This window comes from Kribbella swartbergensis, assembly GCF_054784135.1.
In genome coordinates, this window is the sequence record NZ_BAAGPM010000017.1 from 626,939 (window position 1) to 640,552 (window position 13,614).

General features: G+C 67.1%; 15 protein-coding genes. 9 read left to right on the forward strand and 6 right to left on the reverse strand.

Annotation, left to right across the window (positions count from 1 at the left end):
* Positions 1 to 8 precede the first annotated feature (8 nt).
* Positions 9 to 656: a helix-turn-helix transcriptional regulator gene (locus ACYVOK_RS14875; protein WP_460662976.1), complete on the forward strand. Its 648-nt coding sequence runs from the start codon at positions 9 to 11 to the stop codon at positions 654 to 656.
* A gap of 13 nt (positions 657 to 669) precedes the next feature.
* Here the strand turns inward: ACYVOK_RS14875 and ACYVOK_RS14880 are convergent, their stop codons facing one another.
* Positions 670 to 1,047 (reverse strand): TraR/DksA family transcriptional regulator, encoded by a 378-nt coding sequence (locus tag ACYVOK_RS14880; protein ID WP_460662977.1) that lies wholly within the window; start codon positions 1,045 to 1,047, stop codon positions 670 to 672.
* Between the two features lie 260 nt (positions 1,048 to 1,307).
* Between ACYVOK_RS14880 and ACYVOK_RS14885 the strand changes: the two genes are divergently transcribed.
* Together ACYVOK_RS14885 and ACYVOK_RS14890 are read left to right on the forward strand one after the other, a co-directional pair.
* Positions 1,308 to 1,955, forward strand: a complete 648-nt coding sequence (locus tag ACYVOK_RS14885; protein ID WP_460662978.1) for a dihydrofolate reductase family protein — start codon at positions 1,308 to 1,310, stop codon at positions 1,953 to 1,955.
* Positions 1,956 to 2,090: 135 nt separating this feature from the next.
* Entirely contained in the window at positions 2,091 to 3,350 is a 1,260-nt protein-coding gene (locus ACYVOK_RS14890) for a hypothetical protein (RefSeq protein WP_460662979.1), read from the forward strand.
* 94 nt (positions 3,351 to 3,444) lie between these two features.
* On the opposite strand, the gene ACYVOK_RS14895 is transcribed toward ACYVOK_RS14890, so the two are convergent.
* Together ACYVOK_RS14895 and nhaA are read right to left on the reverse strand one after the other, a co-directional pair.
* Positions 3,445 to 3,942, reverse strand: coding sequence for a CBS domain-containing protein (locus tag ACYVOK_RS14895; RefSeq protein WP_460662980.1), 498 nt, complete (start codon positions 3,940 to 3,942; stop codon positions 3,445 to 3,447).
* A gap of 10 nt (positions 3,943 to 3,952) precedes the next feature.
* Positions 3,953 to 5,266 carry a Na+/H+ antiporter NhaA gene (gene nhaA, locus ACYVOK_RS14900; protein ID WP_460662981.1) on the reverse strand — a complete coding sequence of 438 codons (1,314 nt, stop codon included), beginning with the start codon at positions 5,264 to 5,266 and terminating at the stop codon, positions 3,953 to 3,955.
* Between the two features lie 301 nt (positions 5,267 to 5,567).
* On the opposite strand from nhaA, the gene ACYVOK_RS14905 reads away from it, so the two are divergent.
* From ACYVOK_RS14905 to ACYVOK_RS14915, 3 genes are read left to right on the forward strand one after another with little or no spacing between them, the layout of a single operon-like run.
* Complete coding sequence (locus tag ACYVOK_RS14905) at positions 5,568 to 6,515, forward strand: HAMP domain-containing sensor histidine kinase (RefSeq protein WP_460662982.1); 948 nt, start codon at positions 5,568 to 5,570, stop codon at positions 6,513 to 6,515.
* Positions 6,512 to 7,156, forward strand: coding sequence for a response regulator (locus ACYVOK_RS14910; RefSeq protein ID WP_460662983.1), 645 nt, complete (start codon positions 6,512 to 6,514; stop codon positions 7,154 to 7,156). Before ACYVOK_RS14905 ends, ACYVOK_RS14910 begins: the two co-directional genes overlap by 4 nt.
* A gap of 6 nt (positions 7,157 to 7,162) precedes the next feature.
* On the forward strand, positions 7,163 to 7,900 hold the full coding sequence (locus tag ACYVOK_RS14915) for a hypothetical protein (protein ID WP_460662984.1): 738 nt from the start codon (positions 7,163 to 7,165) through the stop codon (positions 7,898 to 7,900).
* Between the two features lie 537 nt (positions 7,901 to 8,437).
* Here ACYVOK_RS14915 and ACYVOK_RS14920 read toward each other — a convergent pair.
* Positions 8,438 to 9,106 (reverse strand): response regulator, encoded by a 669-nt coding sequence (locus ACYVOK_RS14920; RefSeq protein WP_460662985.1) that lies wholly within the window; start codon positions 9,104 to 9,106, stop codon positions 8,438 to 8,440.
* 379 nt (positions 9,107 to 9,485) lie between these two features.
* Here ACYVOK_RS14920 and ACYVOK_RS14925 point away from each other — a divergent pair, with 379 nt between their 5' ends.
* Together ACYVOK_RS14925 and ACYVOK_RS14930 are read left to right on the forward strand one after the other, a co-directional pair.
* Positions 9,486 to 10,166, forward strand: a complete 681-nt coding sequence (locus ACYVOK_RS14925) for a sensor histidine kinase (protein WP_460662986.1) — start codon at positions 9,486 to 9,488, stop codon at positions 10,164 to 10,166.
* 2 nt (positions 10,167 to 10,168) lie between these two features.
* The gene (locus ACYVOK_RS14930; RefSeq protein ID WP_460662987.1) at positions 10,169 to 10,810 is read left to right on the forward strand and encodes a response regulator transcription factor; all 642 of its coding nucleotides are present in this window, start codon (positions 10,169 to 10,171) and stop codon (positions 10,808 to 10,810) included.
* Here the strand turns inward: ACYVOK_RS14930 and ACYVOK_RS14935 are convergent.
* The gene (locus tag ACYVOK_RS14935) at positions 10,774 to 11,610 is read right to left on the reverse strand and encodes a LuxR C-terminal-related transcriptional regulator (RefSeq protein ID WP_460662988.1); all 837 of its coding nucleotides are present in this window, start codon (positions 11,608 to 11,610) and stop codon (positions 10,774 to 10,776) included. The genes ACYVOK_RS14930 and ACYVOK_RS14935 overlap by 37 nt on opposite strands.
* 288 nt (positions 11,611 to 11,898) lie before the next feature.
* Here ACYVOK_RS14935 and ACYVOK_RS14940 point away from each other — a divergent pair, with 288 nt between their 5' ends.
* Positions 11,899 to 12,891, forward strand: a complete 993-nt coding sequence (locus ACYVOK_RS14940) for a UDP-glucuronic acid decarboxylase family protein (RefSeq protein WP_460662989.1) — start codon at positions 11,899 to 11,901, stop codon at positions 12,889 to 12,891.
* On the opposite strand, the gene ACYVOK_RS14945 is transcribed toward ACYVOK_RS14940, so the two are convergent.
* Positions 12,845 to 13,609 carry a P-loop NTPase family protein gene (locus ACYVOK_RS14945; protein ID WP_460662990.1) on the reverse strand — a complete coding sequence of 255 codons (765 nt, stop codon included), beginning with the start codon at positions 13,607 to 13,609 and terminating at the stop codon, positions 12,845 to 12,847. The genes ACYVOK_RS14940 and ACYVOK_RS14945 overlap by 47 nt on opposite strands.
* Positions 13,610 to 13,614 lie beyond the last annotated feature (5 nt).

The window sequence follows — 13,614 nt, forward strand, 5'->3', positions numbered from 1 at the left end:
GAGAGCAGGTGGTCGAACAGAGCCCGCGGCGCGACGCCGCCCTCGGGGTTCTGCGCGCCGCCGAGAGTCCGCTCGGCATCGTCGAGATCGCCTCGCGCAGCGGCCTTCATCCGAACACCGTGCGCTTCCATCTCGACGCGCTCACCTCCCAGGGCCTGGTCGAGCGCTCACAGGAGAAGCCGTCCGGAAGAGGCCGGCCACGGACGGTCTACGTAGTCCGTCCGGGGATGAACCGGGGTGGCCGACGCGACTACCGCCTCCTCGCCGAGATCCTGCTCGGCCGGCTGGCAGCGACCGAGGGCGGTTCCGGCGCGGAGGACACCGGCCGGGCCTGGGGCCGGCAGCTCATCGAACACGTCCCGCCGTTGCGCCGGACGAGCCGTGCCGAGGCCATCCGGCGGCTGACCGCGATGATGAGCGATCTCGGCTTCGCTCCCGAGTACTCCGGTGACACGCCGGGGCAGGTCCGGCTGCGGCACTGCCCCTTCCTCGAACTGGCCGAGGACTACTCGTCCACCTTGTGCCCGCTCCACCTGGGCCTGATGCGGGGCGCACTCGCCGAGATCCGCGCCCCGATCGAGGCGACCCGCCTCGAGCCGTTCGCCGAACCCGATGCGTGCCTGGTCCACCTCGAGTCAAAGTCGCGCCGCGGGTAACTGCGACGGCGACTCACCAGTTATCCGGCGACCCGGCCGGCGAGGATTCCTCGGCGTACTGGCACGGCAGGCACAGGCTGGCCATCGGTATCGCCTCCAGCCGTTCCGCGGGGATCGTGCCGCCGCAGAGCTGACATCGACCGAAGGAACCGATCGCGAGCCGGAAGAGGGCCGCGTCGATCTCCGCCAGCACGGCGCGGGCGCCATCCATCAGCGCTTCCCTCACCTCGGCCTGAGCTCCCTCGGAGTCCACGCGCGCCTCGTAGGACAGATCCCTGAGCTGATCGAGCCGGAATCCCCGTTGCTGCTCGAGGTCCCTACGAAACCACTCCACGTCCCCAATTGCCCTGCCAGAGGCCGCGGCAGGAGCTACCTGATCCAGATCACCCATCGATACCCTCCTTACGGCGACAGGTCGCTGAGCCTGCACACCGCCAACCATCCCGCCTCGACAACGGACGCAGTACGCCCCTGACCGGCGAACGTCCCACGCCCTCATTGCCGAACACCGGCAACTCTCGACCCGACCAGGTGCTCGGGCCGGCGAGCAGGTTCGAGGCGGTGGGGGATGATGTCAAGACGGCCTGGTTGGTTCCGACCTTCTCGTGATGGCGCCGGATGGCGGTGCCACTGGAGCGAAGGAGCAATCCCATGTCCGTTGTCCGCATTCACAATTTCGCGATCTCGCTCGACGGTTTTGCCACCGGGGAGGGTCAGGCCCTCGACACCCCGTTCGGGCATGCCGGCGAACGGCTGCACGAGTGGTTTGTCGGCACCCGGTTCTTCCGCGCACAGGACGGCCTGCCCGGCGGCACTGTCGGCGTCGACAACGCGTTCGCCGAGCGGCACGACCCGGGCATCGGAGCCGAGATCATGGGCGCCGGAAAGTTCGGCCCACCCGGCTGGCAGGACGACCCGGACTGGAAGGGCTGGTGGGGACCGAACCCTCCGTTCCACACGCCGGTCTTCGTGCTCACCCACCGCCCGCGGCCCTCGATCGAGATGGAGGGCGGAACCACGTACCACTTCCTCGACGCCACGCCGAGCGAGGCGCTCGAGCAGGCCCGTGCGGCGGCCGACGGTGCCGACATACGGATCGGTGGCGGACCAACCGTCGTACGCGACTTCCTCGCCGATGGTCTGGTCGACCACATGCACATCGCACAGGTGCCCATCGTGCTCGGCCGCGGCGTCCGCCTCTGGGACGGCCTGGAATCACTCGAGGAGACCTACACCATCGAAGCAGTCTCAACCCCAACCGGCGTAACCCACCTAACCTTCACCGCCAAAAGCCAATGAACGATTACCAATTGTCCGATCGCGCTGCGGCCGTCGAGGGGTGTTGGGCTGAGCCCTCAGCCTGCCGAGAGGCGACGGCTTCCGTCGAGCCGGTCACAGCGCGACAATGGCGAGCACAGGCGCGTTGGGGGGACCATGGACGCCGAGTCCGAGCCGACGGATGCAACTCGCTCCAAGCCGCTCGTGCGCGGCGTGGGCACCTTGGTTCGCGGTCTGGGCAATTTCTTCGCCGGCTTCCAAGGCTCCACCTGGGATCGGAAGGCGGATGAGGCGATCGACGCCTACCTCCGTGAGGTCGCCGAGCTCAGGTCCCTCTCCGAGGTGCACAGGCAGCGGATCGACTCGCTGCTGAGGACCAAACGACTGTTTCTCCGTGACCAGTTCGCGGTGGAGCTGATCGCGAACCGGCTGACGCTGCTCCTTGGTATCTCGGCCGTGCTCGTACCGGGCGTGATCGTCGGGCTCGAGGTCCCAAGAAGTGATGGCGATCAGAACCCCGTCTGGCTCTACGCCTTCGCGCTGATCGGGCTCATGCTCGTCCTGTCCTGGCCCGCCGTCGCTCTGGAGAAGCTGACCGGCCGGGAGCGGGCCGGAATGACCTGGGCTGCGCTAGTCCTCTCGACCTACATAGCGATCGCCGTCTGGTACGCAGCGACGCCGGGCCGCGGCGATGAGGACGCAATCCTCATCGCCGCAGTCACTGCCTGGACGTGCCTGATCATCGTGCTCCTCGCGCGCGTGTACGTCGTTAGCTGGAACCAGGCGGCGCTCACCAAGGCCTGGAGGGAGCAGCGGGTCGAGGCCGCCGTAGTCCTCGATCTGGTGGCAGTCCTTCAGATCCTTGAGCACACGACTGACCGTGATGACACCCGCCGGCCCTTGAAGTCGACCGGCGATGCCCGTGCATTGCTGGCCGATGCGGCGCAGGCAGTGAACGACCATCTGCCCAGGCTGATCGACGGCCGCCCCGCGTTCAGCGTCGATGCCGAGACGATCGCCCGCGAAGCAGCCGCAGCCATTCTCGATCTGAGATCCGCGGTCACGCTCCCAGGCGGCCGCAGCAGCGACGAGGACCTGGAACGGCTCAAGACAGCCGTCGAGGCATGGGCCATCGGCAGCCTCGCCGATCTCCCGCGACAGCCACCGCCTGCCGCTGAGGAGGCCCTTGAAGTAGCGCGTCGACGCTCGGGCCTCCGCCAAGTCGCGCGCACGCTCGCGTTGGGCGTCGTACCACTCGGCCTCCTGGCTGTTGTGACGCTCCTTCCACTCAAGCTGTCAGGAGCTGTCACTGAGGCCCTTGCCCCCTTCGCCGTCACCTGGCTCCTGCTGTCCGTCGCCGCCCTCCTCGCTCCCGCCGACGTCAAGCTGGACACCAAAACCCTCTTCAACCGCTGACGATCCAACGAAAGCTGCGCGCCGGCATATGTTGCCTGTGGCATCGGTACAGCCGCCACGGGCGCACACAAGCAGAGGTGTCTGACCAGAGCCATCACCCCGGCCTGGGTTGCAGGGGTTGACGAACGCCCTGCGGTGATGCGGTGGTGAAGTAGTGCAGGAGCCGGGCTGCAGTGACCACACCGAGCAGGATGGAGTTGTTGCCGTCTGTGTCGACGACGGCGACCAGTGGAACGCGGCTATGGGCCATCAGCACTGCGACCTTGATCGGCGGTGCCTCTGGCCCGACGACGGGCGGTGGGTACAGGTGGCGCGGCGCCCATTCCGCAACCGTGTGCCCGGCCAGGCGTTTCACATGCTCGGTATCGTCGCGTCCGTCGTCTACGGCGGCGAGTAACGGGTCTTCGACGAAGCAGAACGGGACGAGTTGGCGCACGAGCTGAGTTCCGGGTACGACGGCTTGCGGGTGTCCCTGCGGATCAAGGACCAGCAGGGCAGGTAGCGACAGTTTGGCAACCATCTTCGCCGCGTCTACGGCGCTGTCGTCGGTGGTCACGAAGGGGTAGGGCTGGGCGAGATCACGTGCGCGCATGCCGTCCTCCTCAATTCATGCCCGCGATGCCGCGTGCGGGCTCGACCTGCTGGTGGACATCGGGGACACCGTCGGCGTCGTCGTCCTGCGTTTCTGCCTGCCACAACCGGCGGTAGATGTTGTTGCGACGTTTGATCAGGGCCGCGGCGACCGCTGCGGCGATCAGTGAGCCGACGAGAACGGCTGCCTTGATCCGCTCGGCGTCGGCAGGATCGGTGAAGGCGAGGTCGCCGAGCAGCAAAGCCACGGTGAATCCGATTCCGGCCAGCACCGCCAGCGCGAACACGTCCGCCCAGGCAAGGTCTGGGTTGAGGTCGGCCCGGGTGAACCGGGCTGCCAGGTAGGTACCTGCGAAGATGCCCAGCGTCTTGCCGACGGCAAGACCGAGGACCACGCCGAGTGGCTCGGGACGGGTGAACACCTCTCCGAGCGCCTGGGTCGAGACAGTGACACCGGCCGCGAACAGCGCGAACAGCGGCACCGCCACCCCTGCCGACAGCGGACGCAGCAGATGCTCGGTCCGCTCCGCGGGCGAAGCCCTCTCGCTACGGCCCCTGGTGGTGCGGATGAGCAGGCCCATGGCGACACCGGCCACCGTGGCGTGAATGCCGCCGTTGTACGTCAGTGCCCAGATGGTCAGGCCCAGGGGTACGTACCACCACCAGCCGCGGACTCTGAACCGCTGAAGCAGGTGGAAGACGACCAGCCCGGCCACTGCACCGCCGAGTGCGAGCGGATTCAGCTCGGCGGTGAAGAAGAGCGCAATCACGAGGATTGCTCCCAGATCATCGACCACGGCAAGGGTCAGTAGGAAGGCGCGCAGAGCTGAGGGCAGGTGCGTGCTGAGTACTGCGAGGACGGCCAGCGCGAACGCGATGTCGGTGGCCATGGGTACAGCCCAGCCGTTCGGGCTGCCTTGACCGATTGCGGTCGTGGCCAGATAGAAGGCGGCCGGGATCGCCATGCCGCACACGGCTGCGACTACGGGAAGGGCCGCGGTCGCCGGAGTTCGGAGCTCGCCGACAACCAGTTCCCGTTTCAGTTCGATGCCGGCGACCAAGAAGAAGATGGCAAGAAGACCGTCGGCGGTCCAGTGTCCCACCGAGAGGTCGAGGCCGAGTGCGGATATGCCGAAGTGCGCGTCGCGTACCTGGTGATACGACTCGCTCCAGGGTGAGTTGGCCCACACGAGTGCTGCTGCGGCTGCCGTCAGCACGAGCAAGCCGCCGACCGTCTCGGTGCGCAAGGCTCGCGCAACCTGTACGCGCTCAGCCCATGGCAGCAACCCGAGGAAGACGGAACGCTCACGCGGGACAGCACTCATCCAGGGGACCTCCGGGGGCATAGACGCACGGCCAGAGAGCCTCGAACCCGTCCGGACTTCCCGGCACACGAGCTCTGACGCTTCGTTCGGGTTGATCGGCCCCCATTGGGGCCTGGGCTGGTGCGGCTGGAGACCCAACTCAGTGTGCCGGGAGCGGGGCCTCCGCCGCGCTACCAGTCTTCCGGCGCCGTGTGCAGGGCGGTATGGGGTCCAACACCCATCTTCGGGCCGCGGTGCATTGACCAGATGGACAGCAGGACCGGGATGGCTGAGGCTGGTCGGTGTGAAACGAGGCGCAGGTATGCCGTTGTATTGGAGAGTTTGCCTCATCAACGGGGCGGTGTTCGCCGTCGCGACCCTCGCGCTGGCGCTCGGTCCTGCCACGGTGTCGAGGCCGGTCCTGATCTCCGAGGCGATCGTTCTGGTCGTCGGGCTCACCGCGATCGTCGTGGTGAACTCATTGATGTTGCGGACCAGCCTGGCGCCATTGGATCGGCTTGTCCGGCTGATGGAAACCGTCGATCTGCAGCGACCGGGGCAACGACTCCCGGAGGCCGGCAGTGGGGCCGTCGGCAACCTGGTGCGCGGCTTCAATGCGATGCTGGTGCGGCTCGAGACCGAGCGACGTACCAGTAACGCAAAGGCTCTCACCGCGCAGGAAGCCGAACGGCACCGCATCGCGCAGGAACTCCACGACCAGATCGGCCAGCGATTGACGGCCGTGCTGCTGAGTTTGAAGCAGATCGCGGACCGGGCGCCGGGAGACTTGGTCGACGAGATCCGCGTGGCGCAAGACGCCACCCGGGCCAGCTTGGAGGAGGTGCGAGATGTTGCGCGCCGACTCCGGCCAGGCGTCCTGGAGGACCTCGGACTTCACGACGCACTCGCCGCGCTTGCGACCGATTTCGCCACGCACGGCGTACAGATCCGCAGGATCGTCACCCCCGGCCTGCCGGACCTCGAATCCGATGTCGAACTTGTCATCTACCGAGTGGCGCAGGAGGCGCTGACGAACGTCGCCCGGCACGCCCGGGCCGATGACGTCGAATTGTCCCTGACCCGGCACGGCGAGGCGATCATGCTGCGCGTGGCTGACAACGGACGCGGCCTTCTCGGCGCCGAGGAAGGTACCGGCATCCGTGGAATGCGGGAACGCGCGTTGTTCGTCCATGGCGAACTGCGGATCGCCCCACGGGCCGGCGGCGGTAGCGAGGTAGCACTGAAGGTGCCGCTGAAGGAGAGGCCATGACCCGCATTCTCCTTGCTGACGACCACGCCCTCGTGCGCCGCGGCGTACGGCTGATCCTCGACAGCGAACCGGGGCTCAGCGTCGTCGCGGAAGCCGGCGACGGCGTCGAAGCGGTCGAGCTGGCTCGGCGTACCCCGGTCGATCTCGCGGTGCTGGACGTCGCGATGCCGCGAATGACGGGGCTCCAGGCCGCCCGGGAGCTGTCGCGACTGCGCACACCACCGCTGGTTCTCATGCTGTCGATGTACGACAACGAACGGTACTTTTTCGCCGCCCTCAAGGCCGGCGCATGCGGCTACGTACTGAAGTCGGTCGCGGACCAGGATCTGGTCGACGCGTGCCACGCGGCCATGCGGGGAGAGTCTTTCCTGTATCCGGGCGTGACCAGCACCCTTGTCCGTGACTACCTGGAGCGGGTACGCCGCGGTGAGGACGTGCCCGGACATGTCCTCACCCCACGCGAGGACCAGGTCGTCAAGCTGATTGCCGAAGGACACTCGTCACGCCAGATCGCGACCGCCCTGACCATCAGCGTGAAGACGGTCGAACGCCATCGCGCCAACATTCTCCAGAAGCTCGGCATGCGGGACCGCACCGAGCTCACCCGATATGCGATCCGGGCCGGCCTGATCGAACCCTGAACGGCCGTGACCCCAACCTCGAGTGAACGGGCAGCCGCGATAGAGAGGAGGCCATCGATGAAGGCCTATCGCGCGTTGTGGTTGAGTCTGGTGGCGCCCCTCGGATTACTCGCTCTGATCTGCGCCGCAGCGGCGTCTTCGGTGTGGACGGTCGTCGTAGTGTTCCTCCTGGCGACACTGACGTTGGTCGGCGTGTCGGCGAATCTGCAAGCGATCGGAACCACTGGAAGGCCGCACAGCCCGGTGTCGTTGTCCAAGTCCTTCGGACACGGAATCGCCGGCGGCGGCACAGCCGTGTGCCTGTTCGGGTTCGGCCACATCGCGGGGGTTTCCGGGATAGCTTTGGTCGGGCTGATGGTCGCCAGTTCGCCCACCGCTGTGCGGCTGTTCCGCGGTCCGGCCACGCGGCACCACGAGCCGAGGCGAGAACACGGCCGGCTCCCGTCCGACCAGCCCGCGACATCGCCCTGCGGGCAAGAACGCCTCTTCGACGACATGACAAATGCCGAACTGTGCATGGCCTGGCGTCGAAGCTTCATCGACCTGCTCGACGCGAGTTCGCCGGCCGACGTGGCTTCAGTCGCCGCGTACCGGGAGCAGTTACTGGACGAACTCGAAGCGCGCAGCCCCGGCGGATTCGCCGAATGGATGGCATGCGGAGCACGTGCTGCGAGCGACCCGTCGAAGTACCTCTGCCACGGGAGCGACGCAGGCCGCCTGACGGGTGACGGCAACGATTCGTGACGTCACACATGGCGTCGGCAACACGGGCTGCCCAAGTCAAGCCTTAGGCGAGGCGGTTCGGCTTGTACTCCGCGGTCGCTGCCAAGCGGGCTGCGGGCTACCAGACCGCGACGCTCGAGGAGTTGACCGTCGCGGAATCGATTTGCCTCCGGCCACTACGACCGGCACGTCCGCCCGACCACGCCTACCCCGGTGCCCTCGACCTCCATTGCCAGGCGCCAGGTGTGTGCACTCCAGCACCAGCCGAGCTTCCACGGTGCCTACCGCAACAAGAGAACCCGATCGTCGAACGGGCAGGAGGACACTGAGGCGTAATAGCCAACTGGGCGTTCGATCCGGAAGTACCCACAAGACCCTCGAGGTCTTCGAAGGCACCCAGCAAATCCAACAGTTGATTGACTTCCGCTCCTGCTCGGCAGACCCTTGGTCGAGCTGAAGTAGCCAGGGACGGCGTGAGCCGTAGGGCGGTTGTCGTCGATTTCTGGTCTTCGATCGGTGCTGCCGTGCGAATGTTTGATGGGATTGATCCACCCGGCTCTACGTCTGGTCACGCACGCTTGCTTCGGCCGACGGCGGTTCGACGACCTGGTGTGAGATGGCCCAGGCGACCGCCTCCAACCGGGAGTGCGCATTGAGCTTTGCGAGCATCGCGCGAACGTGCGAGCGCAGCGTGTTGACCGAGATACCCATCGCCTCCGCCATGGCGGAGGTGCTCTCGCCGTGCACGATGCGTTCGAGGACTTCGCGCTCGCGAGGGGTGAGGAGTTCGGCGAGCTGGCGGGCCTTAGCCACTTCGAGCGGCGCCGGAACGAAGGCGTCCCGGAGCACCTGGGCGTCGTAGACGATCTCACCGGCCGCTACCTTCTCGAGCGTGCTCACCAGGTCATCCAGCTCGGCCTGCCGGGTCAGCAGGCCAGATGCCCCGGCTTGGATGGCAAGTGAGATAGCGTCGGGGTCTGTGCGCGCAGTGAGCACAAAGACCCGCGGCGCCGACGGTAGGCGTCTCAGGGCCTCGGCCGCGGCGAACCCGTCGCCGGTCGGGAAAGCCAGGTCCATCACCACGACGTCGACCGAAGTCTCGGCGGCCGCGGACAGAGCCTGATCGGGCCGGTCGGCGATGAGCACGATCTCGTGGCCGAGCCTTCGCAGGGCAGCGGCCAGCGCAACTGTGAACATCTTGTGGTCGTCACAGAGAATGACTCGCATGCGCCTCACCGTCGCCTCACTCAGACTCCCCCTGTGAGTCGGCAAAGTGCCTGACTTGTCAACCATACGCGCGGGATTATGAGACCGAACATTCTCACTGCGTGATGGTTCGGTACGGCGGAGTGGGTGGGATGGCGGGCAGGAACGTGGCGTACCCAGAGGGTGTTCGCAACCTGTCTCTCAAGCGCGGGTCTCATCCAAGTTGAGGATGCAGGCTCACCCGCAAGATGCAATGTTTGTGAGAGATCACCAATATCTGGTGATCCACAGGGAAACGTCAAGTTGCCGGGGGGGCCACGATGACGGTTTGGCAGTCGCATGCTCAAGTGACCGGACGACCCTGCAGGAGCAGCACGCCCAGGTCGTACCGGAGTGACCCGTGACCGGCACCCCCGATCTCCGGCACACGCCGGCCGCCGAACCACAACGACCGGCCCGCGGGGGCGAGGTGGAGTTGCAGCCGCTTCGGCGGCTGTGCCATGACGTCGCCCAGGAGCTGGCCGTCATCCAGGCGCTGGTCGATCTCGCCGGCATGGAGCCGAACCTGCCCCAGCGGTCGCTGCGTCGCCTGGAACAGATATCCGCGCGTGCGGAGTTCATCACGCAGATGACACGGCAGTTCCTGGAGGGGACGGCGGCGTGGGTGGAGATCGACCTGGCTCGGCTCGTCGAGGAGGCGATCGAGGATGTGCAGCTGCGCACGGACACCAACTGCCGGCTGGAGGCCGGGCCGGGCAGGCTGATTGCTGATCCGGTGATGTTGCGCCGGGCAGTGGTCAACATGCTCGACAACGCGGTGCGCGCCGCCGGGCCCGCGGGATCGGTGACCGTGCGCACCCGGCTGGACGGGGGCCAGGCGCTGATCGAGGTCGAAGACACCGGACCGGGCTTCGGTCACGCGGATCCGGGTCTGGCGTCACTCGGGCTCGGCGTCGTGAGGGACTGCGCCGTACGCCACGGTGGTGAGGTTGCCACCGGGGCCGGCGAGTCAGTGGGTGCCCTCGTCCGTCTTCGCCTGCCGCAGTCGCCGTCGACGCATGGCACTGGTCTTCGGGACTAGCCATGCATGTCCTGCTGTGCGACGACCATCAGTTGTTCCTCGAGGTGATGCGCCCCGCCCTCGAAGCCCACGGATACACGGTCGACGTCTCCAGGTCGGTCGACGAGGCGGTCGAGCGTTTCCGCAGCCGCCACGCCGATGTCGCGGTGCTGGACGTGTGCCTTCCGGAGAGTTCGGGCATCGACGTCGCCCGGCGGCTCCTCGCGCTCGATCCGGATGCCAAAGTGGTGGTACTCACGGGATTGACCGACCCATCGGTGGCACGCGAGGCCGTCGAGGCCGGCGTGGTCGGTATTGCGAACAAGGCGCGTCCGCTGGCCGAAACGGTGCGGATGCTCGAGGTCGTACTGGCCGGCGGGACAGCTCTCGACGGGTATGCGGTCCACCGCCCGGCGCGGCGGAAACCGGAGAACACGCAGCAATGGCTCGCCGGCTTCCTCACGCCGCGCGAGCGTGAGGTCCTCGTCAGACTGGTCCTCGGCGAGAGCACGGTACGCATTGCGTCCGGGATGGGGATCGGGTTGAGCACGGCTCGCACTCATGTCCAGAGCGTGCTGACCAAGCTGGGAGTGCATTCGCGGGTGGAGGCTTGCTCGTTCGCGGTGCGTCACCACATCGTCGACCTGCCCGCCGCGGAGAACTGATCGCGGGGGCCGCGCACGGGTTCGGACTCGGCGGATTCGTCCCTCTCGTCGCCCCGCACCCCAGCGGTCAGTGCCAGCGCGACGGCCTCGAGACTGCTGTGTACCTGAAGCTTGGCCAGGACTCTTTGGACGTGCGTGCGGACGGTGTTCGACGACAGCTGGAGCCGGCGAGCGATGGCGCGCCGGTCCAGCCCGTCGATCATGCAAACCAGAATCTGCCGCTCGCGGTCGGTCAGTCCGGCGAGCAGGTCGTCGTAGCGGTTCCTCGCCTCGGGACGTGCGAGCAGCGGAAGCATCCCGCCGAGCAAGGCCGGGGGAAACAAGCTGTGTCCCTGGGGGGCTGCGCGGACGGCTGCCAGTAAGAAGTCGACGCCCATGTCCATGCTCACCCACGCGCGCACGCCCATGCGGACCGCACGCACGGCTGCCCGCGGATCGTCCACGCCGGTCACCGCGACGAAGACGGCGCGTGGCGCGATGTCGCGCAGCTGTACACCGACGGCGAGTCCGTCTTCGGAGCCGAGGTGAAGATCGAGCAGGACCAAGTCGGGGTTCAGGTTCGTCACGGCGGTCAGTGCGGAGCGGCCGTCGGCCGCCGTGCCGACCACATCGATATCGGGCTCCGCGGAGAGGCGTTCTTGCAGCGCCTCCGCGAAGGCGGGCTGGCCGTGCACGATCACGACGCGCAACGGACTCACCAGCGGCGGTACGGAGCCGACTGCCTGCTGCGCCGAATCGGTCATCGTTGCGATGTCCTCGGTCGTCTGTGCATGAACGTCCGTCTGGACCGAACTGTTCACAGTATCTCGTGGATCGTAACCGGGGCAGTACTGCAGCTGACCTACGCCGCTTGGGGGATGGTGCCGTCCGGGTCGGCTATCTGCAGCACCGGATCCTACGTCGCTTGTGGGGTGGTCGCGCCCGATGTCGACGCTACCGTCGGTGCGTCGAATCAAACACCTGCTCGCCGGCGAAGGAACCACGAAACCGGTGTCGGCCGAACGACTCCTCGCAGTTCGCGACGGTGAAGCCGACTGTGCTCTCCTGAGCCCGCGTCCGCCATGAGCTCAACCGAGGTGAGGCTGCCGATGACCATGCAGATGCCCATGCAGATGACCGGGCAACGGGCCGTGGTGACCGGAGGCGCCGGTTTCCTTGGGTCCCATTTGTGCGAACGGCTGCTCGACAACGGCTACGAGGTGCTGTGCCTGGACGACTTCTGCACCGGTACGCCGGCCAACGTCTCGCATCTGGTCGAACGCGACGGCTTCAGGCTGATCCGTGTCGACGTGACCGGCTACATTCACGTGGCCGGTCCGGTGAACGCCGTACTGCACTTTGCATCACCTGCGTCCCCGGTGGACTACCTGCAGCTACCCATTCAGACACTGAAGGTCGGGTCGATCGGTACGTTGCACGCGCTCGGCCTGGCGCGTGAGAAGGGCGCGCGGTTCCTGCTCGCGTCCACCTCGGAGTGCTACGGCGATCCGTTGGTGCACCCGCAGGCGGAGAGCTACTGGGGCAACGTCAACCCGGTCGGCCCGCGCGGTGTGTACGACGAGGCGAAGCGGTTCGCCGAGGCGATGACGATGGCCTATCGCAACCATCACGGCGTCGACACGGCGATCGTGCGGATCTTCAACACGTTCGGTCCGCGGATGCGCCGCGACGACGGTCGTGCGATTCCCACGTTCATCTGCCAAGCGCTCGCCGGCGCGCCGCTCACCGTGGCCGGGGACGGAGCTCAGACCCGCTCGGTGTGCTACGTCGACGACCTGGTCGAAGGGATCGTGCGCCTCCTGCACTCCGGGCACGCCGGTCCGATGAACATCGGGAATCCGCGTGAGATGGCTGTGGTCGAGCTCGCGGAACTGATCCGCGACCTCGCCGGCTCGACGTCGCCGATCGAGTTCGTGCCACGCCCGCAGGACGACCCCACGGTACGCCGGCCGGACATCTCGCTCGCCACGCAGCTACTGGCGTGGGAACCGAAGGTCGACATCGAAGACGGGCTACTGCGCACCATCCGGTGGTTCAGCCGGAACGGCCTGGCGAGCCGGCCGGTCCGGCACCCGGCTTGAGCTGTACGACGCAAGCCGCGATCTCCGCGACACCCATGTCGTCGCCGACCCGGGCCAGACCGCCCGCGGAGTTGTCGGCGCGCCACCACTCGACGATCCGGTCGAGTAGGCGCTCGCCGTACTCCAGCTCTGTCCGTTGCCCGACAGGGTCGAGGAACTGGGTCCTCGCATGTCGCGATCCTCGTGAAGCGAGCCGCTCGGCGACGACCTCGACCGGAACGGCCACGACGACGACGAGGTCGGGGCCGGCCCAGACCTGCGAGGACGCCAACGTGCGCAGCACAGGCTCGGGGTTACCGCGCAGTCCGATCGACCACAAGGCTTGAAGAACTCCCTCGTCGACAACGCGCACCCCGGGCTCCCGCCGTGCTGAGCGCAGCAACCGTTGCGTCACGATCCATTGCACCGAGCAACGAAGGAGGTCGGCGAAGCTCGGCTGCCGCGTTCGGGCGATGGCGGCGACGCACGCTGCCGAGAACTTCGGATGCGCGAGTGTCTCGGCGAGCGCGAGTGATGCCTTCACCAGAATGCGGCGGGTGGCGCCGACGGTGGGTGCGATGGTCGAGGCGCCGGCGCGTACGGCGTGGCCGTGACGTGCGAGCTCGGGTATCAGCGCGCCGGCCAGCGTACTCTTGCCGGCCCCCGGCAGGCCGCACAGCTCGACGACCAGTCCAGGCTCTTGCCTTTCAGGTCGAGTCTCACGCTTGTGGCTGAGCATGCGCC

What these genes read in the sequence shown, in the direction of transcription:
- ACYVOK_RS14880 (WP_460662977.1), bottom strand. Translation starts at nt 1,047, where the DNA reads ATGGGTGATCTGGATCAGGTAGCTCCTGCCGCGGCCTCTGGCAGGGCA.
- ACYVOK_RS14885 (WP_460662978.1), top strand. Translation starts at nt 1,308, where the DNA reads ATGTCCGTTGTCCGCATTCACAATTTCGCGATCTCGCTCGACGGTTTT.
- ACYVOK_RS14890 (WP_460662979.1), top strand. Translation starts at nt 2,091, where the DNA reads ATGGACGCCGAGTCCGAGCCGACGGATGCAACTCGCTCCAAGCCGCTC.
- ACYVOK_RS14895 (WP_460662980.1), bottom strand. Translation starts at nt 3,942, where the DNA reads ATGCGCGCACGTGATCTCGCCCAGCCCTACCCCTTCGTGACCACCGAC.
- nhaA (WP_460662981.1), bottom strand. Translation starts at nt 5,266, where the DNA reads ATGAGTGCTGTCCCGCGTGAGCGTTCCGTCTTCCTCGGGTTGCTGCCA.
- ACYVOK_RS14905 (WP_460662982.1), top strand. Translation starts at nt 5,568, where the DNA reads ATGCCGTTGTATTGGAGAGTTTGCCTCATCAACGGGGCGGTGTTCGCC.
- ACYVOK_RS14910 (WP_460662983.1), top strand. Translation starts at nt 6,512, where the DNA reads ATGACCCGCATTCTCCTTGCTGACGACCACGCCCTCGTGCGCCGCGGC.
- ACYVOK_RS14920 (WP_460662985.1), bottom strand. Translation starts at nt 9,106, where the DNA reads ATGCGAGTCATTCTCTGTGACGACCACAAGATGTTCACAGTTGCGCTG.
- ACYVOK_RS14930 (WP_460662987.1), top strand. Translation starts at nt 10,169, where the DNA reads ATGCATGTCCTGCTGTGCGACGACCATCAGTTGTTCCTCGAGGTGATG.
- ACYVOK_RS14940 (WP_460662989.1), top strand. Translation starts at nt 11,899, where the DNA reads ATGACCATGCAGATGCCCATGCAGATGACCGGGCAACGGGCCGTGGTG.
- ACYVOK_RS14945 (WP_460662990.1), bottom strand. Translation starts at nt 13,609, where the DNA reads ATGCTCAGCCACAAGCGTGAGACTCGACCTGAAAGGCAAGAGCCTGGA.